Raw genomic sequence first — 20067 nt, 5'->3', positions numbered from 1 at the left:
AGCCCACCACCCGGAGGGAACACCCGATGAGCGACACCAGAGTCCCCCTGAAGCAGCGAGTCGGCCGGTACGGCGCCTGGAGCGTCCAACTGCGCTCGGAGGACCCGGCCCGGCGCGGCGAACTGGACGAGGCCGCGGCCGAACTGGAGGAACTCGGGTACGGCGCCATCTGGCTCGGCAACAACAGCACCGCCGACCACGCCGCCCCGCTGATCGGGGCGACACACCGCATCCTCGTCGGCACCAGCGTCCTGAACATCTGGCAGCAGGAGGCCGCCACGACCGCGGCCGGCTTCGCCGAGGTGGAATCGGCGTACCCCGGCCGCTACCTGGTGGGTCTCGGTGTGAGCCACGGCCCGCTGGTGAAGGACTACAGCCGCCCGTACGCGGCGATGACCGGCTACCTCGACGAGCTGGACGAGGCCGGCGTCGCCGCCGACAGCAGGGTGCTGGCCGCGCTGGGCCCGAAGATGCTGAAGCTGTCCGGCGAGCGGGCGGCCGGCGCCATCCCCTACCTGGTCACGCCCGAACACACCGCCCAGGCCCGCGAGATCCTCGGCGAGGGCCCGCTGCTCGCCCCGGAGCTGAAGGTGGTCCTGGAGACCGACCCGGCCCGGGCCCGCGCCCTGGCCCGCGACGCCCTCGCCATGTACCTCACCCTGCCGAACTACACCAACAACTTCCTGCGGCACGGTTTCACCGAGGCCGACCTGACCGAGGGCGGCAGCGACCGCCTGATCGACGCGGTCTTCGCCTGGGGCGACGAGGACCGCATCCGCGACCGCATCGACACCTTCCACCAGGCAGGCGGGGACCACGTGGCCCTCCAGGTGCTCACCGGCACCCACAGGGACAAGCTCCCGAGGGAGGAATGGCGCAGGCTCGCTTCACTCTTGGGATAACGGCCTCGGGGAACACCGGAACCGTGGTCATCCTCGCCGAGGGCAAAACGGTCGAGCTCCCGACCTGACTCACTTCGGGGCCTACGAGCCTTGCTCTGCGAGTGTGACCCTCCGGCCCGCGCGCGCCGCCTCTCGAATCCGCTGCAGCATGCGGTGTCGCCGGACGGCGTGCCGGAAGTCGGGAACACCGTCCTCATCCGGCGCAAGGTTCCCGGTGATCTGGTCGCGCAGAAGCGCGTACGCGTGGGCGACGTTGCAGGCGAGCTCGGTGGATCGCTCGGTCCATTGCGTCAGCGACCGCTGATAGCGGGCGGGAACCGGAAGTTCGGTCAACGCGCCGTTCTTTCCCCGGGCGCCGTACAGCCGCAGCCGCCCCTGGAACCACAGCGCCTGGTCGGCCTTGACGACGAGATCGCCGTCCGTGCCGTTGATCTCCCAGTGAAACGCGGTGGCGCGGGACGTCCCACCACGGATGTGCATTGCGGCTACGGCCCCCGACTCCAGCACACCGATGACGGCGATCTGGTCCTCTGCAGTCTTGGCCGCGACCGCCCCGCTCGTGACGTGGACGACCTCCGGGCGCAGGTTTTCGATGAGAGCCGACACCTCGCGGAACTCCCCGAGCACCATGGTCAGCGCGTCGACCGAGTGCCCGAAGGGGATCGACAGCAGCGTGGCGCCGCTCGTGCCGTCCAGCACGTACGCATAGTTGTCGTCGTAAGTGGCGCCCCCGATCCAGCCCGACCCGAGCATGCTGGTCGACAGCACCCGCCCCACGTAGCCGTCGGCGACCAGGTCCCGCAGGTACCGAAGCGGCGGAGCCGACCGGGCCTGCAGGCCGACGGCCGTGAGCACACCCCTGCGGTGCGCGAGGTCGGCCAATTCCTCGGCCTGCGCGAGGTCGGCACCCAGCGGCCATTCGCTGAACACCATCTTCCCTGCTTCGAGCGCGGGTCGGATGAGTTCCAGGTGATGCGGAACCTTCACCGTCACCACCACGAGATCGACTTCCTCACTGCGGGCCAGTTCCTCCGCGCCGCCGAAGGCCAGCGGCACCCCATACTTCTCGCCGGCCGCACGCGCGGATTCGGCGCTGCTGGCGCTCAGCGCCCGCAACTCGTATCCATCGAGCCCGGCCAGTGCCGGCAGATGGGCGGTGGCCGCCCACCCGCCGCTCGCGCTCAGACCTACGACACCGACGCGGATCGGCTCCCGATGAGGGGAAGTGGATGTCATGTGCACCCCAGCGCTCGCGGTCGCCTGCTCTCTCATCTCAAAACGGCCCATAGCTATGGAGGACACGGGCTGAGCAATACGGTCAGCTCCATGTCGATTGGCTTGCCGTTCGTTATTGCGGCACCTCACTCGGCGAGTTCGCTCCGCCGCGCCCTGCCCGGTGGCTCGTCGGCGCTCCGAACCGGCCGAGGTACAACCGAACGAACGACCGGCGCTGACCAGCGCGCCCGCGGCCTGAGCAGTTCCGTTCCGCGTGCTGCCTCGGTCCCATCGCCGCGCCACGGCGAGGCGGTTCATTGCGGCTACGGCGACGGGGCCAGCTCGATGGAAAGGTGCCGGGGGCCCCGCAGCACAGCGCTGTGCCGGTAGGGAGGAGGGTCTTCGACCAGGGTTGCGGTGGTGAGATGGGGAAGGAGTGCTCCCAGGGCGATCTGAGCTTCGACCCGGGCGAGGGGTGCGCCGTAGCAGATATGGATGCCGCTGCCGAATCCGAGGTGCTGGTTGTCCCGGCGGGTGGGGTCGAACCGGTCGGGATCGCGGAATCGCTTGGGGTCACGGTTGCCCGAGGCCAGCACGAGCAGCACGGGTACGCCCTTGGGGATGGTCGTGCCGGCGACGTCGACATGAGTGAGGGGAATACGCTCCAGCAAGTGGACGGGGGGCTCGTAGCGCAGCAGTTCCTCCACTGCGCCAGGAAGCAGGTCGGGTTCACGGCGCAGGCGCTCCAGCTGGTCGGGGTGGCGCAGCAGGGTGAGGACACCGTTGGTGATCAGATTGACCGTGGTCTCGTGTCCGGCGACGAGCAGCAGCACGGCGGTGGCCGCCACTTCCTCGCGGGTGAGCCCTCCGGTCGGGTCCGGGTCGTTGACGAACGCGGACAGCATGTCGTCCCCCGGGCGGCCGCGGCGCTGCTCGGCGAGATCCACCAGGTAGCGGCCCATCTGCGCCCGGGCCTGGTTGCCGGCCCGTTGGCTCGTGCCGAGGTCCTCACCGGGCCGGATGTCGCCGGAGTCGATGATGGCGTTGGACCACTCGCGGAAGGTCGGCTCGTCTTCGCGCGGTACACCAAGGAGTCGGCAGATGACGGAGACGGGCAGGGGATAGGCGAAGTCGTCGACGACGTCGACTCGCGTACGGCCCTGGAGCGACTCGATCAGTTCGTCGGTGATCCGGGTGATCTCGTCTCGCATCGCGTCGATCCGGCCCGGACTGTGCGGGGGACCGAACGGCCGTGTGGCCAGGCTGCGCAGCCTGCGGTGTTCGGGGTCATCGAGCCGGATGAAAGGGCGGGGCTCTTCCTCATCCGCAGGCAGGCCGCTGTAGGTGCCGGCGCGGTTGCGGCGGTCCGAGCTGAGTCGTGGGTTGTGGAACAGGGCGACAATGTCGTAGTACCCGCCAACCAGGTAGCTGCCGTCCGTCTGCCGCGCCACGCCCGCCTCGCGGAGTTCCGCGTACAGCGGGTACGGGTCGGGGCGGTTGGCGTAGTCGGTGATCCGCTCCAGCAGGGTGTCGACAGCCATCGACGGGCTCCTCGTGACAGGGAAGAACGGAAGGGTCAGCCGGCGGGCCGGACCACGGTCAGCCGACGGTCCGGCAGGTGACCGGTCAGCGCGACGGTGGGGCCGTGGGACAGCCCCCTTGGATCCGGCACGTCGGAGGGAAGCGCGAATTCGGTCACCAGCGGATGGCCGTCGGCCGCGCCGGGCGCGGGCGGGAACGGGGCGGCGGCCTCGATCAGGCCCTGGTAGTACTCCAGCCACTTGGCCATGTTGACGGTGACGGCGGCAGTGATGCGGCCCCGGTAGCCGTAGACCGCCACCAGACGGCGTTCACTGAGTGAGCCCTGGGCGATGACCACCTGGTCGGAGTAGGTGGGGACGCCCACGGACTTGATGTTGACCCCGAACTGACTCGACCAGAAGACCGGAACCGCGAGGTGGGGGCGCCTCGGCGGCCCGGGACTGATCATGTTGTGGGCCGCCACCTCGGCCTGCGCGACCGCGTTGCCCCAGTGCTCCAAGGAGAGCATCTGGTAGTCGAAGAGCGGGTGGGGGAAGCGGGAGACGTCACCTGCCACGAAGACGTCGTCGGTGACGATCCCGTACATGTCGAAGGCGCGGCACCCCGCATCACAGGCGACCCCGTGCGGGCCCGCCGCCAGCCCGGAATCCGCCAGCCACTCGACGTTGCGGACCGCACCCATGGCGATGACGCACACGTCCGCGTCGATGTGGCTGCCGTCGGAGAGATCGGCTCCGGTGAACCGCCCGCCGTCGTTCCCGCACAGCGCGGTGACCGTCACTCCGCAGCGCAGGTCCACGCCGTGGGCCCGCTGCAGGCCGGCCGCGAGCCTCGCCAGCGTGCCGCCGAGGGCGCCTACCAGCGGTGCGGTACCACGTTCTGCGACCGTGACCTCGATGCCCCGCTCCCGGCAGGCCGAGGCGATCTCCGAACCGGTGAAGCCAGCGCCGATGACCAGCACCCGGCGCGGCCCGGCGGCCAGCCGCTCGGCCAGGCACCCGGCGTCCTCACGCGTGCGCAGGGTGAAGACTCCGTCCAGGGCAGCCTGCTCCGGTTGGGGCCAGGGGCGCGCCCGGGTTCCGGTGGCGATCAGCAGCCGGTCGTAGGGCAGGGACTCGCCGTCGGCCAACAGGACCTGACGGCCGACCGGGTCGAGCCCCGTGGCACGCACTCCGAGCCGCCAGTCGGCGTCCGGGTCGCGGCGCATCGGCAGCCCGGTGGTGTCCGCCGCCGACATGCCGAGCAAAACCTGCTTGGACAGCGGCGGCCTGTCATAGGGCGGATGGGGCTCGTCCCCGACCACGGTCAGCGAGCCGGTGAAACCCTCCTCGCGCAGCTTCTCGGAAGCCCGCAACCCGGCCAGCGACGCGCCGACGATGACGATGGGGCCCTCCCGAAGGTCACCGGGCACGGGCGCTCACCGCCTCTCCCACGAGGATCGCCTGGACCGGGCACGCCGCAGCGGCCTGGCGCACGCGCTCCAGCTGCTCGTCCGGGACTTCCTGGCGGTACAAAAGCGCTTCCTCGCCATGCAGCTCGAACATCTCCGGTGCGAGAAACACGCACTGCGCGTACGCCTGGCAGCGGGTGAGGTCCACGACGAGCCGCATCCCAAGCCTCTCCCTCCATCGCCTTGAGCTCCCTGTCTCTTTCTAGGCTCGGAATGCGCCAGGCGCCCGCCCGGCTACTCCGTCGGGACCAGATCCAGCCGGCAGGGGCGTTCGAGAACGCGCAGGTGGGCCGGAACGAGGCTGCGATCGGGCACCAGGAACGGAGGCGCCGTGAAAGAGATCCCTACATTGTTCTGCGGGAGGTGGTGAGCCCCTGACGGCGGCGCAGACTCCCGGGTACCCGGCCGGCGAGCGTGACGGCCCCGCCCGGGCGCCTGGCCACGTTCACCGCACCCACTCGTACTCGTCGTCCGCGTCCCATCCAGCGTCGCGGTCACCGGACGCCGCGCACATCGTCCATGGCCATCATGATGCCGACCTGCCCCCGGCCTTCATGCGGTGGCTTTGTACGTGACCGCGGAAGTCGTTTCGATGTGACCGTGGGAGTCACTCGCTGAGCGAGTTTGCGATGTCAGCTTGTTTTGATGTCACCAGGGGGCTTGCGGCGTTCGCCTCCCGCCTGCGTGACCGCTCTCGGGTCGTCTGTCCCGACTGCCGTCCCTGGGCCATACGGGCCATCGAGTGCCGCCGTTCGATGGATACGGCGGTCGGGTCCGATGCGGCTGTCGTCCGGCTGGGACACCTTCCGTGCGGGCGTACCGGTTGGATACGCCCCGGCCGGAAGAGGAACCCAGTGTCGTGCGGATTCCGAACCGCTTGCCCGTCGTTCACCTGAGTGGTTGCAGGAAGGACCCTCGACGTGTCGGATCCCGTCGTCCTCATCACGGGCGCGCTCACCGGTATCGGCCGCGCCACCGCCTTGGCTTACGCACGTCAAGGCGCGAACCTTGTGGTCTCCGGGCGCCACGAGGACGTGGGTGAGCAGTTTGCCGGGGAGCTGGCCAGCCTCGGTGCCCCGGCGGAGTTCGTGCGTGCCGACGTCCGTTTCGACGCCGATGTGAAGGACCTCGTCGACCGTGCGGTCGCGCGGTTCGGGCGGATCGATGTCGCTGTCAACAACGCCGGCACGGAGGGAACACCCGGCCCTCTCACCGAGGTGACCGATGAGGCTTACCAGGCCACCTTCGATACCAATGTCAAGGGAACGCTGCTGTGCTTGAAGCACGAGTTCCGGGTCATGAGGGAAGAGGGCGGCGGCAGCATCGTCAACGTCAGCTCCACCTTGGGCGTGATGGGTTACCCCGGGGTGACCTTGTACGTCGGCAGCAAGCACGCCGTCGTCGGCATCACCAAGGCGGCCGCACTCGAAGGCGCCGCCCACAGTATCCGGGTCAATGCGGTCGCGCCCGGCTACACCCGGACCGCTATGTACGAGCGGTTCACCGGCGACGACACGGCGCGTGACGCGGTCGATTCGGTGCTGCCTATGCACCGGGCAGGCACCCCGGAGGAGATCGCCGAGGCTGTCCAGTACCTGGGTTCGGACAAGGCGAGCTACGTCACCGGGCACATTCTCGTGGTCGACGGCGGTCTCATGGCGGGCGGGCCCCTGTTCCCGAGCACGTGAATCGCAGGTCGGCGAAGGCCGTGTCGGCCTCGGCGGCGCGCTGCCCGCCCAACGGGATATTCCAGTTCTCATCGCGACCAAGCGGGCGACCCCACAGCACACGAGCGACACCAAAAGCCACTGACATTGATCACGCCGCTCCCCGAGAAACGACTCCCGATGTCACGACGAAACGACTCCCTCAGAAACCGACACAGCCAATGCGGCCTGGCTGAAGCCCGCTGCGGCAGGGTCCTGGTCACGCAGCTGCGTGAAATCCACATCCAGCTTCGGGTCGTACGCCGCTGGCTGACTGCCGAGCTCGTGCGTGGAGTACTCGCCGAACGGCGGACGCGCTGTGGGAGGCGGTGACCGGCAAGCCCGGCACCCAGACCTGGTACGAGTCCGTGCACATCACCTGCCGCAGTCCGGAGTCGGAGGCGGCCCGCAAGGAGCACTACAAGCAGATCTACGCCCCTGCGCAGGAGCGGCGGAAGCAGGCGAAGACGGAGCCAGTCACCGAGGCGCAGGTGAAGTACCTGACCACGCTCGCGGAGAAGGTCGGCAAGGAGCGGTTCGACGCCGAGTTCGCCAAGGTGATCAAGGGCAGCGACATCGCCCCGCGCGCTCCCCGGCAGCGGTGCGCGACGGCCGCGAAGCGGCTGACCAAGGCGAGGGCTCGCAAGCTCATCACCGCGCTGGTCGGCCACGACTAGTCCGGCTCGCCCCCGTCGTCATCCTCGTCCAGCTCTGGCGCGTCCGGGTCGCGCAGTGGGCGCAGGGCGCCGGCGGCCGGGGTGGAGGCGGTGAAGCTGTAACGGCCGAGCAGGTTCAGGTTGCGGTGCTTGAGCGGGGAGAGCCGGGCGATGTCCTCATCCCGCAGCTCGTGGCCCTCGGCGCGGAGCTGGGCGACAGCGGCGTCGATGTACTTCGTGGTCCAGAGCACGATGGCGTTGAGGACCAGGCCGAGCGCGCCAAGCTGGTCCTCCATGCCGTCCCGGTACGCCTGGTGGATGGTGCCGCGCTTGCCGTGGCACACGTCCCGGGCAAGCTTGTGGCGGGACTCCTGCACGGTGAGCTGCCGGTTCATCTGCCTGCGGTAGGTGTCGTCCACCGGGTCGACCACCCGCAGCAGGTGCTCGGTCTTCGCGATCCGCCCGTACTCTGCGAACGCCGCGCCCAGCGGAGTCGGGCGGCCGTCGCGGCCGAACATGCGCAGCAGGTCGTAGGAGCGGACCTGGTTGGTGACCAGGGAACCGGCGACCTTCAGCATGTCGGGCCAGTGCGTGATCACCTTGTGCAGGTTCACACGGTTGCGGGCCAGGTCCTCCACCGCCCCGTACGTGCCGGTCTCGACGCCGGGCATCGTGGCTCGCCAGAACCGCTGGTCGTCCAGGTCGCGGAACCGCGGGCTGAAGTTGTAGCCGAGGATCTTGAACAGGCCGAACACCATGTCGGAGTAGGAGGCATTGTCGGTGGCCACCATCTCCGGCTTCACGCCGCCGTCCAGGTTCAGCAGCGCGTCCAGGATGTGCAGGGAGTCGCGCGGGGTGCCAGGGACGACCATCTGCCCGATGCCCGCGACCTGGTCGTTGACGGCGTTGAGCCAGGTGATGCCCCGCTTGAACCCGAAGTACTTCGGCGACGGCGCCGCGTTGATGGTGCGGACGGGGACGACGAACCGCAGTCCGTCCACCGAGGCGAGCAGCCCGTCGCCCCAGAACTTCACCAGGGGCACCTGGGCCTGGGCGCCGATCAGCGCGGCGTTCGCCGCGGCGATGGTGTCGGCGCGCAGGTAGTACTGGTCGACGTGCACGAGCCGGGACCGGGTCAAGGCCTCGTAGCCGGGGTTCACCACCGGGGCCAAGCCGATGTTGCACGCCTCGGAGACCAGTAGCGCGACCACCGAGGTGGACAGGTCCTTCATGCGGGTGGTGCCGTCGCCGAGGTGCACGAACGCGTCGAGGAAGCCGGTCCAGGCGTTCACCTCGAACAGCAGGTCCGGCAGGTCGATCTTCGGGAGCATCTTCTCGACCCGCTTGCGCAGCCAGGTCAGGGACTTCGGCTCGCCGAGCGCGCCGAGCTTGTCGATGTTCAGCTTCACCCGCCCGTCGTCCTAGACCTCGATGGAGACCTTCGCCGCCGGCCCCGCCTCTTCCAGGCGTTCTGCGAGCTGCTTCCATCCGGCGTCCAGGCCCCGCACCAGCTCCGCCAGGTGCTCGGTGACGGGCATGCCCAGGCTCAGCCCGGCCAGCACGTCCTCCTCGACCGCGTCCCAGTCGGGCCCGTCCAGCAGTCGGGCGCGCGGGTTGGACCAGCGGTGCGAGGGCGAGGCGAAGACGTCCCGGTTGTTCAAGGCTCGGTGCAGCTGCTCCAGCACGCACACCACGTACGCGTCCCGGTCCACCGCGCCCTGCGGCAGATCGGGGTTGGCGTACACCGCCTTGCGCCACGCAGGCGGCACGAGCTTGTCGTCCACCTCACGCGGCAGCAGCGGCTTGACGCCTACCTTCCGCCGCACCAGCGCCAGAAGTCCGCGGACTCCGGCCAGGACCCGCTTGCCGGCGCTCGCCGCGTCCAGCGCCTTCGACTCACCCAGCAGCGACAGGAACGGGCGCACTGTGGCGTACCGGTTCGCGAGCGCGGCCCGCATCGCGACCTCGGCCGATCCCTCGTCCTCGGGTACCAGCGAGACCACCGTGGCCGCCGCGGTCATCACGGCGGCGCGCGGCGCGACCTCCTCCAGCGCCGCCCACAGCGCGGCCACGTCCACGTCCGCGCCGTGCTCCTCGATCAGCTCCAGCTCCTCGAACAGCACCGTCGCCGCCCGCGCGAGCACCCGCGACGCCTTCTCCAACTGCGGCAGCGTGGACAGCCGTTCCTTCTCCGTCTTCGCTTCGCCGCGTTCAGCAGCCGGGTGGCCATGAGGATCTGGAACAGGTCCAGGGCCTCGTCGATCGCCTTCGCCTCCAGGTGCCGCATCACCGCGGTGAGCATCGCCGTACGCTTGGGCTCCGCCGCCCGCTCCAGCAGCGGCGCCTTCGACCCCAGCGCGTACCGGGCCAGCGCCGACATCCGGTTCGGCGGGATCTGCGACAGCTTCAGCCGCCCGAGCCGGTACGCGCCGATCTCGTCCACCCGCTCCAGCGCGCGGGCGAACGCCGTGCCCGTCGTCCGCGTCGGCGGCCGGCGCAGCCGCTCCAGCTCCGAGAAACGGGAGCCCTCCGGCGTCTTCAGCGTCGCCACCAGATCTCCGGGCAGCGCCGGGTCCGCCCGCCGGGCGGCGCCCGCGATGGTGGCGTGCAGCCGCTTGTCTGCGACCTTCCGCACCTCCGACACCTGCCGGGCCAGCACGCTCACCCCCGGCAGCAGCACCCGGTTACGGCGCAGCCAGCCCACCGCGTGGTCGAACAGCGCTTTCGGGCCCTCGGCGTGCGTCCACGCCCGGCCGTGCAGGAAGGTGCGGAACCGCCGGGACCACTCCGGGTCCTCGTACTCGTGGTACTCGTAGGCGTCCCGGATCTCCCAAGCGTGCTCGTACGCCGTCTTCGGCCGCTCGGTGTAGCGCTTCACCACCGACGGGTCCTCGATGCCGAGCTGCGCGGCCAGGTGCTCGACCACCGGCCACGGCGCGTCGAGCGGGTCGTCCGGGAGGAACCGGCCGATGTAGCGCACCGTGCACATCTGGAGGGCGAAGCCGAGCTGGTGGTGCGCGGAGCGTCGCAGCGCGATCAGATCGCGGTCGACGTCGTCCAGGAAGAAGAACCGCTCCAGTTCGGGGCGGGTCGGCTCCTCGGCGAACTTCCCGTACGCCGCAGCCTGCTCATCAGTCAGAAACTCAACCGGCACAACCGGACCGTAGGGCGCACCGACGTTCGCTCGGCGACCTTTCCACGAAGCCCATCGCAGCCCCCGGCCAGCGTGCTAGAAGCCCGTGATCGTTCTCAGCGCCAACCGCTGTACCAATGTTCCCCGAGGCCGCCAGCGCCCGCCGTCGAAACGCCGTATCCGGTGCTCAGCGGCAGCAACGGGCAGGGCAGACGGATAGACCTGTCCTGCCACCGGGGACAGCACTAGGCGACACACGGGAAACGAGCCGTTCCTGGCGGCAGCGCGGGTCCTCCACCAGCGTCCGCCCTTGTCCGGGCCCCCTGGAGCCTGCTTTGCGACAGCGTCCTTCCCGGTCGTTTGGGCACAGGGGCCACGGGTATAAATCGCGTCTGCTCAGGAGTGATAGTGGTTGATGTCGCCTGGCGCAACAGGGGGATGACGGGTTGCCAGATTCGCGCAACGAGGGGCCGGGGTGCGCACAGCCGCCACCGCTGACAGTGCTGCCCCCTACGCTGCGTATGGCGCCGATGCCGTCACCCAAGCAGATGGTCACCTTCTACGACCCGGACCAGTTCGAAGAGTTCGTTAAGGAGTGGGTGCCGGCTCTGGGCGCCAAGTACGTGCTGGTCGAACGGCATGGCGGCTCTGGAGACCACGGTATCGACGTGGCCGGCTACCTGTCGCGGGAAAGGCTGGAGGGACCGTGGCACAACTATCAGTGCAAGCGGTACGCAGCTGCCGTGACCTGGGCGACCGCAGCCCAGGAGATGCGCAAGATGTTCGTGGCGGCCGCGGCCGGCGAGTTCACCGTCCCCACCCGGTATGTGTTCGTCGCGCCGATCATCTCACGCAGCCTGCCTCGCCAGTTCGCGAAGCCGACCGAGTGCCGGGCCAAGTTCCTGCAGGAGCTGGCAACGACCAAGGACAAGCTCGTGACACGCCTCACTGATGACCAGCGAAGTGCCGTCCGGGATCTGGCTGCGGCCACGGACTTCGCCATGTTCGAGTGCGTCGACCTGGACGAGATGCTTGAACTGCACAAGACGACCCCGTACTGGGCGGACCGCTTTCCCTTTGCCCCGTTCGATCAGGGACCTATGGAGATGGTTCCGCCGCCCCAGCACAGCGCGGACGAAACCCGCTATGTCCAGCGACTGGTCGACGTCTACCGCGAGCGCTATCCCGGCACGATCGACAGCCTGGAGCACGTGCCGAGCGTGCAGGAGGCGGACGAGCACCTCAAGCGGCAGCGCGTGGCCTTCTACGCGGCCGAGGCCCTGCGCGTGTTCGCCCGCGACGCCACCAAACCGGCGTACTTCGAGCGGGTGAAGCAGGACGTGTACGACATCGTCGTGGAGGTGGCCGCCCGTTCGTATCCGGACGGCTGGGAGCGGCATGGTGCCGTCATGGAGGCTGCCGGGACCGTCCAGCTGACCCCGACGGCCCTGGTTCCCTTCGTGGAGCCGAAGGCCCGAAAAGGGGTATGCCATCACTTGGCGAACGAGGAGCGTCTGACATGGTGCAGGGAGGGAGAGAAGTGACCCCGCTCAACAGCCCTCTTGAGGTCGGCGTACGCGCCCTCGTGCTCCTGGCTGAGAGCCACCCCGAACCGATGGATCTTGCGCAGCTGGTCGCTTTGGACCACGTGCTGCTCCACAGTGGCGAATACGACGGGCCTCCCAGTCTTCATCCCGACCTGCCGGGACGCGCGGGAGAGCTCGGGATGAAGCGAGCCGTGCTGGAAGAGGCGCTCCTGGTGCTGATCAGGGCTGGCCTTGCGGGCATCGTGGACCGCAGCAAGGGCTTGATGTACGCGGCCACCGACCGGGGGCCGGTCTTCGTCGACGTCCTGGAGGCGCCCTACGTCGAGTCGCTGCGGGAGCGCGCCGAGTGGGCGGTCCATCAGTTCGCGGCGCGGTCGGACTCCCGTGCTGCGACAAAGGGGATCGTCGACCGCGCGTTCGCCGGACTCGCACGGGGCGGTGCCGACCGTGCATGATCTGCGACTGGTGCATCTCACCTACGCGGGCATGGGCAAGCCCACCGCGAGCGTGGAGTTCGATCCGGCACTGACGGTGATCTACGGGGCCTCGGACACCGGCAAGTCGTTCATCGTCGAGTCCATCGACTACATGCTCGGGGGCACCCGAACGCCCGAGGTCCCGGAGGCCGAAGGCTACAGCCAGATCCTGCTGGGTCTGCGGCTTCCGGGCGGGGCTGCGTTGACCCTGATGCGCGCACCGCGCAGCAACACCATCCACATCTACCGGGACGATCTGAGGGATCTGGTCACCGGTTTCGCCGATACGCAGGTGACCGCGGCTCACACGGCACGTAGCAAGAACAGCCTGTCGCTGTTCCTGCTGGGCGAGCTGGGGCTGGCGGATTTGAGGATCCGCAAGAACGAGGCGGGCGGCAGCCGCGGCCTGGCCCTGCGCGATCTCGTGCACCTCTGCGTGATTCCCGAGACCCGTATGGTCGACCCCCTGTCCCCGGTCCTGCATTCGTCCGCCGCGAGCGGGAAGACCGTGGCGGCCTCGGTCATGCGGCTTCTCTTAACCGGGGGCAGCGACCCGGACATCGACACCGGTCTCAACGCCGGGCAGCGCCGCGTCAACAAGGGGAAGATCGCCTTGCTCGATCAGATCATCCTCGATCTGCAGAGCAAGCTGACCACGAACGAGAACGTGAGGGAGCTGCGGGACCGTCAGGCGCGCCTGCAGGCGTCCATCGACGAGCACTCCACCACCCTGCGGGTGATCACCGACCGTCACCTCGCGGCGGTCACCGCCCGGATGAGGGCGGCGGAGGAGCTATCCGCGGTGGAGTCGCGCCTGGCGGAAGTGGGTGACCTGGTTTCCCGGTTCGGGCTGCTGGAGGAGCAGTACCGCTCCGACCTTGCCCGTCTGGAGATGGTGACCGAGGCGGGCAGCCTTCTGGGCTACTTCCGCGTGGGCACGTGTGTCTTCTGCGGTGCCGAGCCCGAACACCAGCATCCCGGGCACGGCGAGCACGAGACGACTCAGCTGCACCTCGCGGTGCAGAACGAGACCGCGAAGACCAGTGCCCTGCTGGCCGATTTGCTGCCCACGATCGAAGACCTGCGTGCCCAGTTCGGCACACTCGGAGCGCGGCGGACGTCCTTGTTGCAGGAGACGGCCCGCATGGATGCGGAGATCCGCGCGACGGAAGGCGAGCTGGCGCCGCTGCGGGAGCGCATGGAGGAGCACCTGCAGGTGCGTTCGGAGATCGAGCGGAGCTTGGAGCTCCACGTGCGGATCGACGAACTGGAGGAGCGGCGCTCACGGCTGGACGGCGAAACGGTCGGACCGGGGCAGCGGCCCGCCGAGTACGTTCCCAACCGGATCCTGTCGTCTTTCGACGACATGCTCCGGAGCACGCTGGAAGCGTGGAAGGTCCCCTCGGTGGAGTTCGCGGAGTACGACCAGTACGCCATGGACGTCCGTGCGGGGGGCCGTCCCCGAGCCAGCCGGGGCAAGGGCGTCCGCTCGGTCCTGCACTCGGCGTTCACCACCGCGCTGGCCCAGTTCTGCCTCGGTAACGACAGGCCGCATCCGGGCTTCATCGTCCTCGACTCGCCCGTGGTGACCTACCGGGACCCCATTGCTGACGACCCCGTTGGCGAGGACGTCGACCTGACCTCGCACGTGGTGGACCACTTCTACCGGGACATGCTCGACTTTCCCGGACAGGCGGTCATCATCGAGAACGGCGACCCGCCCATCGACGTGCTCTCCGAAGCCCGCAGCTACCGGTTCACCGGCACCGGCCCGGGCCGGCACGGCTTCTTCCCCGTCTCCGCCGCAGACAGCTAGCAGGACTGCAATGCGCGGCGCGGCGCCGGCCCGGGCGGTTGCGCCGATGGCTCCGCCACGGGGCAGGGACGACCGCTGTTGCCCCAAGAAGGCGTCCGGCTGGTCCCTGCTCGCCGTTGCGCTTGCGGGAATGCTCAGGTTGCAGAGAGTTCGGCGAAGGCCTGCCCGTCGAGGGCCTGGCTGAGCAGTTCGTGCAGGTGGGGGCTGGCCCGGTGCATGTACGGGGGCAGGCTGTGGTCGAAATCGCGGAGTGTCGCTGGGTGAGGGGCGCGGAAGACGCGCCGGGCGGCACCGGCAGGGTCCGGGCTGTCGAGGACCTCGCTGATGACGGTGAGCTTGGCGGCCGCGGTGACCGGATCGCGTTGCTGCCTGGAGCTGCTCGGTGACGTGCGGCGCCAGGGGTAGAGGAAGCCGCAGTCGGAGCGCTGCCAGCCGACGATGCAGTCGGCGTCGTCAAAGTGGTCCCAGCGCATGGAGACTTCGTCGCCGTCGAAGCGCTGCCGGAGGGCAGGGTCGGCGCTGGTGAAGACCTGGACACGCAGCGCGTGAGGTTCTTCGAGGAGGATCCTCAAGGTCCGCAGGTCGTGGTACCACTGCTCAAGGTCGGCGTGAGCGGCCGTGTCCTCGGCGTCGAGCCGGACCAGGCGTTGATGGATGGAGCGCACGGCGGGGTCGGTGACGGGCGGCGTTTCGATCTCCCACAGGGGCCGGCCACAGCGTTTGCGTTTGGCGCGCCGCCGGCCCGGCGGCAGGAGAACGTCGTCGTCGCGCCGCAGGAATCCGGGGCATGTGCCCGGGGCGTCACCGCGCAGGAGGGAGGGGGAGAACGGTGAGCCGCAGTCCGGGCAGTAGGACGCGGTGTAGCAGTCATGTGTGGGGCACATCACCGCCCAGGAGTGGTACCACCACAGGGGCCATCGCCCTGGAGGTTTCAGGCACGGGGGGCAAAATGCCCAGGTCTCTTCCGGGGCCCAGCGGAAGTCGGGATGGCGCGGCACCCTGCCCTCGCTGCGTTTGACGATGCCGAAGAGAGTCATGGCACGCAGCTGCTGGGGGTCGAGGCCGGTTGCGGCGAGCAGAGGGAGGGCGGAGGCGAGCGGGAGTTCGGCGGTGTGGCGGGCGAGCCGGGCTGCGTGTGCGGTCGCAGGCTCCAGTCCGAGCCGGGCCATGGTCTGGGTACGGTCCGTCTCGTATGCGGTGGCCAGGTGATCGACCCAGCTGAACAGCGATTCGCCGGGCTGCGGAAGCGGGACGACGGGCAGCCTGCGGGGCGTCGTCCGTGTCGGCTGCGGGCCGTCCTCACCTGTCGAATGCGGCTGCGGCATGGGGATCCTGTTCGGCCTGGTCGGTCCGGGACGGCGGCAGGCGCAGCGGTCGCCGGGAGGGGAAGGGTCTTCGCGATATGAAGTTGCTGCTGGAGGGGCCGGGATGATGCTCGGGTGTCAGTGTCCGGCGGGACCGCGTGAGCGTGGCGAACTCGCCGGGGCCGAAGACATCGTCGAGGAAGCGGTGCAGCCGGGCACCTGGCAGCTCTTGGATCGGGGGACCGGTACGCCGTCAGGTAACGGCGCATCCTGACGCGGCTGCGTATCTCCAGCAGCTCTTGGGCGGTGGCGCTCATGTTGTGGGAGCCCAGGATTCTCCCGAGCACGCTGAGCCTGCAGGCTCTGGTGATCGGGTCACGGTAGGACAAGTGGGTGCCGTCGGAGAGCGTGACCGGTGTGGACACGTGAGTTCTACTCCTCGGCGTGGTCCTGGAACAGCTCGTACGGCTGGACGCCCAGGGCCTGGGCGAGGGCCGGGATCCGGTCGACGGACAGGCTGTGGACGGCGGCCTCGACCTCCGCGTAGAAGGAGCGGTCCATGCCAGCGGCCTGGGCCGCCGCGGTCTGGGTCAGTCCCGCGCGTCGGCGCAGGGCCCGCAGCCGGGTCGCGAAGGCCAGCCGCTGGGCCGGGATACGGCCGGAATCGCTGTTCGCCACAGAGGAAACCGTAGTACGGTCCCAGGTTTGTAGGAGATCTCCTACAAACGGTGGGTGTGGAGGGGTGCGTGCGGGAGGGCGGACGGCCGCGGCGGCTGCCCGCGGTGCTGGTACCGCAGGCCGGTGAGTCGTTCGCGTCCTGGCTGGCGAGAGCATCGGTGGACTGGGAGCTCTCCCCGGGGCGTGCCGCGCAGGCCATCGGGCTGGAGTGCCGGCCGGGCTCAGGGGTATGGCCGCCGTTGTTCGGCATTGCGCTGACGCGCCGTAGCCTTGCCGGGGCCGAGGCGGCCACGGGGTTGGATGCGCGCACCCTGCGGGCGATGCAGTTGACCCGCTACCGCGGTACGGTGCTGGACTTCGCCGGCTGGAATCCGGCGGTCGACGCCTCGCTGGCGCCGGTGGTGCGCCGTGAGTGGGCGCTGTTCACCTCCAGCCGCGCGTGCCCGAAGTGCCTGGCCGAGCGGCCGGTGTGGCCGTTGTGGTGGCGTCTGGGCGTCGCCGCGGTCTGCCCGGTGCACCGGGTGCTGTTAGTGGATAAGTGCCACCGCTGCGGGGCGCGGGTGGGCCGCAGCCACAACGGTCACCCCAGGGGCCTGATCACCCGCCAGATGGTGACCGACCTGGTGCAGTGCTGCAACCGGCGCCCGGCGGAACCGCAGCGTAAGGCCGGACTGTGCGAGCAGCGGCTCCAGGACCTCCCCGCGGCGCCGATGCCCGCCGCGCTCGCGGACCTGCAGCAGCGCGTGCTGGCCGTCGCCGACGGCGGCGATACTCAGGTCGCGGGTCAAACGGTGGAACCGGCCGAGTTCTTCGCCGCGCTGCGGTTCACGACGGGGGTGATCCGTCTGGTGGCCTCCGCCGACGACCTCTCCTCTTGCGCTGCCTTATCCGAAGCCGAGGGCCTGGCGGAGGGCTTCTTAGCCGACCTGGGGGTGCGCGAGCGGGCACGGCGGGGAGGCGCGGGGACCCAGCTAGGGGCCATCCCTGCCAGCGCGGCTCACGCCGCGAGTGTGCTCGCGTTGAGCGCCACGGTGCTGTTCGCCCATGACCGCAAGGCCGCCGGGCAGGTGCTGGCCGACTGGACACGGCGCGCGGCGAGCCAGCGCCGCGACCCCGGCAAGAGCGACCCGCTGCGGCCCCTGTCCCCTCCGGCCTGCCTGGACGCGCTGGTCCGGGCGGCCCGGTCGCCCTCTTCGCGGGTCGCCGGCGTGCTGGCCCTGCGCCCCGCCCCCCGGGTGCGGATCACCGCCCGGCATGTGCCGCATCTGGTCGATGCCGGTGACTACACCGACCTGATCGCCTCTCACCTGCCAGGCACCGCCTCGGTCAGCGGCCGGTGCCTGGCCGCTGTGGCGCTGGTGCGGCTCGGGGGCGCGGCGAGCTGGCAGCGGGCCGCCGCCGACTTGAACATGAGCCCCCAGCGGGCAGCCCGCGTCACCAACACCCTCGTCCAGCGCATCGGTGACCCGCGGGCCTTCTGGGCGGACATCGAACGGCTCGGCGCACGCCTGAAGGAGCGGGGCTGGGTCGACTACGCCGCCCGGCGGGAGATGCTGGCTGCGCTGACCGCGGTGCCGCACGCCGTCCTGTATCCGGTGTGCCGGCCGCTGGAGCACGACGTCACCCTTCAGCGGCGGCGTCACGCCGCGGCCTGGGTGTGGCAGCACTTCACCGGCGGCGATGTACGCGAAGCGCCCGCCTACGCCGCCGAGCTGTGGCCGCAGGCGAGCACCGCGTCGGTCCGGGAGGGCTGGCGACGCTTCGCCGCCTGGATCCCCGCCACCGTCACCGCCTGCCTGACTTCCTTCGGACACAGCCTCCTTCAACACGACGTGCCCGATGCGACAGGAGGGGCATGACCCAGAGAAGACCACAGACCCTGCGGCCCCTACGGCAAGCCTCCCATCAGCTCTACCTGCACTTCTACGACGCCAGCGGCACTGAGCGGCTGATGCCCGCCGACCAGGCCCACGACATGCGCTTCGAGACCTGCCTACCCGCCCGGAACTTCCCTGCCTACGAAGGCCAGCAGCACACTCCCGGCTCCTACTGGGCGGCCAGCAGCGACACCGTGCTGGACTACGAGAGCTATCTGGAAGCCCGCTGGATGAAGCTCCTCGACTTCGACACGAAGGTCGCCTGCTTCTCGGCCCAGCCGTTCATCTTCGAAGGCGTCGACGGCGAGACGACGTGGAGCCACTACCCCGACCTGTTCGTCCGCCGCACCGACGGCTCCGTCCTGCTGCTGGACGTCAAGAACCCCGAACAGATCGACAAGCCCCGAGTGCGCCTCCAAGCCGCCCGGACTCAGGCCGCCTGCCGGCAACTCGGCTGGGACTACCAGATGGTGGGCGAGCCTGATCCACAACTGTGGGCCACCGTCGAATGGCTCGCCGGCTACCGCAGACCCTTGAACGCCGCAGCCCCCGTCGCCCCCGTCCTGCTCTTCCGCGCCCGGCAGCCCCTCAGCATCGCCGAACTGCTGTCCCTGTGGCCCGAGCCGGACATCGAGCGGGCCGTCACCTACCACCTCATGTGGCATCACCGTCTGCTGTTCGACGTCACCCGCCCGCTGCGCGACCACACCATCGTGTGGGCCGCACCCGACCCGGAGCACACCTGATGGACCAGCGCTACCGCATCGCAGCCGAAGACTGGATCGAGTTCGAGGAAGAACAGCACCAGGTCACCGGCCTCACCGGTGCACTCGTGCGGCTGCGCTCAATCTCCGGACACCATCAGACGATCATGCTCAGCGTCCTGCTGACCGATCCCTCCTTCCGAGCCCTGGCCGGGCCGCCCGAGACCGTCGACAACGCCGCCGCAGGCCTGGACCCCGGCGGTGTGCTGGCGACCCTGAAGGACAAGCAGGCCCGTGACGACGCCCTGGAACTCGAAGCCCAGCTGCAGGAGGCCACCACCGGCTACCGCTCGGGCTCAGAGTTCGACGCCGCACCCGGTGAGCCCCGCCCGCAATACGACCCCGGCATCCCTCTGACCGGGCGCGTCGTGACCAAGGCCGGCGAGCTGGGCCTGACCGAGCGCCGCATCTGGCAGCTGCTCGAGGCGTGGGAGGAGAAGGGCCTGTGGGGGCTGGTCGACGGACGCAAGGCCCGGCTGAAGAACCCGCTGCGCAACATCGACGAACGGGTGATCACCGCGATCCGCGAACAGGCCAGTGTCGAGCGCCTCGACAGTTCCTCTAGCGTCTCCACCCGCTTCCAGCGCCGCTGCCAGAACCGGCTGGACGCAGACCACGGCGCCGGCGCCGTCCCGCTGCCCAAACCAGACACGTTCCGCCGCGTGGTCAAGCTCCTGCTGCACCGCAGCCCCTCCGACCCCGCCTACCAGCGGATCTCGGACGCAGGCCAGCCCGACCGGACCTTCGGCCACGTCATCGCCCACCGACCCGGCCAAGTCGTCATGCTCGACACCACCCCGCTTGACGTCCTGGCCTACGACCCGGCGACGAACGACACCTACAACATCGAACTCACCGTCGCCATTGACGTCGCCACCCGCTCCATCCTCGCCTGGCGGCTCACCCCGCTGGGCACCAAGGCCATCGACATCGGCCTGCTGCTCGCCGACATCATGACGCCCGAGCCCATGCGCCCGAAGTGGGCCGACGCTCTGCGCTAA

At 69.6% G+C, this 20067-nt stretch carries 15 protein-coding genes and 1 pseudogene; 9 read left to right on the top strand and 7 right to left on the bottom strand.

Features of this window, described 5'->3' with window-relative positions; all coding sequences use genetic code 11:
• Nucleotides 1-26 precede the first annotated feature (26 nt).
• Nucleotides 27-902, top strand: a complete 876-nt coding sequence (locus ACWD3E_RS20255) for an LLM class F420-dependent oxidoreductase (protein ID WP_451388930.1) — start codon at nt 27-29, stop codon at nt 900-902.
• A gap of 81 nt (nt 903-983) precedes the next feature.
• Here ACWD3E_RS20255 and ACWD3E_RS20250 read toward each other — a convergent pair whose 3' ends face one another.
• The 4 genes from ACWD3E_RS20250 to ACWD3E_RS20235 all read right to left on the bottom strand — a co-directional run bounded on the left by ACWD3E_RS20250 (nt 984) and on the right by ACWD3E_RS20235 (nt 5269).
• Complete coding sequence (locus ACWD3E_RS20250) at nt 984-2189, bottom strand: Gfo/Idh/MocA family oxidoreductase (protein ID WP_451388929.1); 1206 nt, start codon at nt 2187-2189, stop codon at nt 984-986.
• 251 nt (nt 2190-2440) lie between these two features.
• Nucleotides 2441-3658, bottom strand: coding sequence for a cytochrome P450 (locus tag ACWD3E_RS20245; protein WP_451388928.1), 1218 nt, complete (start codon nt 3656-3658; stop codon nt 2441-2443).
• A 35-nt stretch (nt 3659-3693) separates the two neighbouring features.
• Nucleotides 3694-5070 (bottom strand): NAD(P)/FAD-dependent oxidoreductase, encoded by a 1377-nt coding sequence (locus ACWD3E_RS20240; protein WP_451388927.1) that lies wholly within the window; start codon nt 5068-5070, stop codon nt 3694-3696.
• Nucleotides 5060-5269, bottom strand: coding sequence for a ferredoxin (locus ACWD3E_RS20235; RefSeq protein ID WP_451388926.1), 210 nt, complete (start codon nt 5267-5269; stop codon nt 5060-5062). Before ACWD3E_RS20235 ends, ACWD3E_RS20240 begins: the two co-directional genes overlap by 11 nt.
• Nucleotides 5270-6029: 760 nt before the next feature.
• On the opposite strand from ACWD3E_RS20235, the gene ACWD3E_RS20230 reads away from it, so the two are divergent.
• Both ACWD3E_RS20230 and ACWD3E_RS20225 read left to right on the top strand, forming a co-directional pair.
• Nucleotides 6030-6797, top strand: a complete 768-nt coding sequence (locus ACWD3E_RS20230; RefSeq protein WP_451388925.1) for an SDR family NAD(P)-dependent oxidoreductase — start codon at nt 6030-6032, stop codon at nt 6795-6797.
• 347 nt (nt 6798-7144) lie between these two features.
• A complete protein-coding gene (locus ACWD3E_RS20225; protein WP_451388924.1) occupies nt 7145-7492 on the top strand; it encodes a hypothetical protein in 348 nt (115 codons plus the stop codon).
• Here ACWD3E_RS20225 and ACWD3E_RS20220 read toward each other — a convergent pair.
• Nucleotides 7489-10625 (bottom strand): annotated as a pseudogene (locus tag ACWD3E_RS20220) (Tn3 family transposase). The gene ACWD3E_RS20225 and the pseudogene ACWD3E_RS20220 sit on opposite strands and share 4 nt — an antisense overlap.
• Nucleotides 10626-11134: 509 nt before the next feature.
• Between ACWD3E_RS20220 and ACWD3E_RS20215 the strand changes: the two are divergent.
• Genes ACWD3E_RS20215 through ACWD3E_RS20205 form a run of 3 tightly spaced genes read left to right on the top strand, consistent with a single transcriptional unit; the run spans nt 11135 to nt 14443 of the window.
• Complete coding sequence (locus ACWD3E_RS20215) at nt 11135-12148, top strand: ABC-three component system protein (protein WP_451388923.1); 1014 nt, start codon at nt 11135-11137, stop codon at nt 12146-12148.
• Nucleotides 12145-12606: an ABC-three component system middle component 2 gene (locus tag ACWD3E_RS20210; protein ID WP_451388922.1), complete on the top strand. Its 462-nt coding sequence runs from the start codon at nt 12145-12147 to the stop codon at nt 12604-12606. Before ACWD3E_RS20215 ends, ACWD3E_RS20210 begins: the two co-directional genes overlap by 4 nt.
• The gene (locus tag ACWD3E_RS20205; RefSeq protein ID WP_451388921.1) at nt 12599-14443 is read left to right on the top strand and encodes a hypothetical protein; all 1845 of its coding nucleotides are present in this window, start codon (nt 12599-12601) and stop codon (nt 14441-14443) included. The genes ACWD3E_RS20210 and ACWD3E_RS20205 overlap by 8 nt, the downstream gene beginning before the upstream one ends.
• A 134-nt stretch (nt 14444-14577) precedes the next feature.
• Here the strand turns inward: ACWD3E_RS20205 and ACWD3E_RS20200 are convergent, their stop codons facing one another.
• Both ACWD3E_RS20200 and ACWD3E_RS20195 read right to left on the bottom strand, forming a co-directional pair.
• On the bottom strand, nt 14578-15768 hold the full coding sequence (locus ACWD3E_RS20200) for a TniQ family protein (protein WP_451388920.1): 1191 nt from the start codon (nt 15766-15768) through the stop codon (nt 14578-14580).
• Nucleotides 15769-16179: 411 nt separating this feature from the next.
• Nucleotides 16180-16425: a helix-turn-helix domain-containing protein gene (locus ACWD3E_RS20195; RefSeq protein WP_451388919.1), complete on the bottom strand. Its 246-nt coding sequence runs from the start codon at nt 16423-16425 to the stop codon at nt 16180-16182.
• Nucleotides 16426-16493: 68 nt separating this feature from the next.
• Between ACWD3E_RS20195 and ACWD3E_RS20190 the strand changes: the two genes are divergently transcribed.
• From ACWD3E_RS20190 to ACWD3E_RS20180, 3 genes are read left to right on the top strand one after another with little or no spacing between them, the layout of a single operon-like run.
• Nucleotides 16494-18284 carry a TniQ family protein gene (locus ACWD3E_RS20190; protein ID WP_451388918.1) on the top strand — a complete coding sequence of 597 codons (1791 nt, stop codon included), beginning with the start codon at nt 16494-16496 and terminating at the stop codon, nt 18282-18284.
• Nucleotides 18281-19048: a TnsA-like heteromeric transposase endonuclease subunit gene (locus tag ACWD3E_RS20185; protein ID WP_451388917.1), complete on the top strand. Its 768-nt coding sequence runs from the start codon at nt 18281-18283 to the stop codon at nt 19046-19048. The genes ACWD3E_RS20190 and ACWD3E_RS20185 overlap by 4 nt, the downstream gene beginning before the upstream one ends.
• Nucleotides 19048-20067: a hypothetical protein gene (locus ACWD3E_RS20180; RefSeq protein ID WP_451388916.1), complete on the top strand. Its 1020-nt coding sequence runs from the start codon at nt 19048-19050 to the stop codon at nt 20065-20067. Before ACWD3E_RS20185 ends, ACWD3E_RS20180 begins: the two co-directional genes overlap by 1 nt.

The organism is Streptomyces sp. NPDC002676, assembly GCF_053592455.1.
This window is presented reverse-complemented; position numbering and strand designations above follow the sequence as displayed.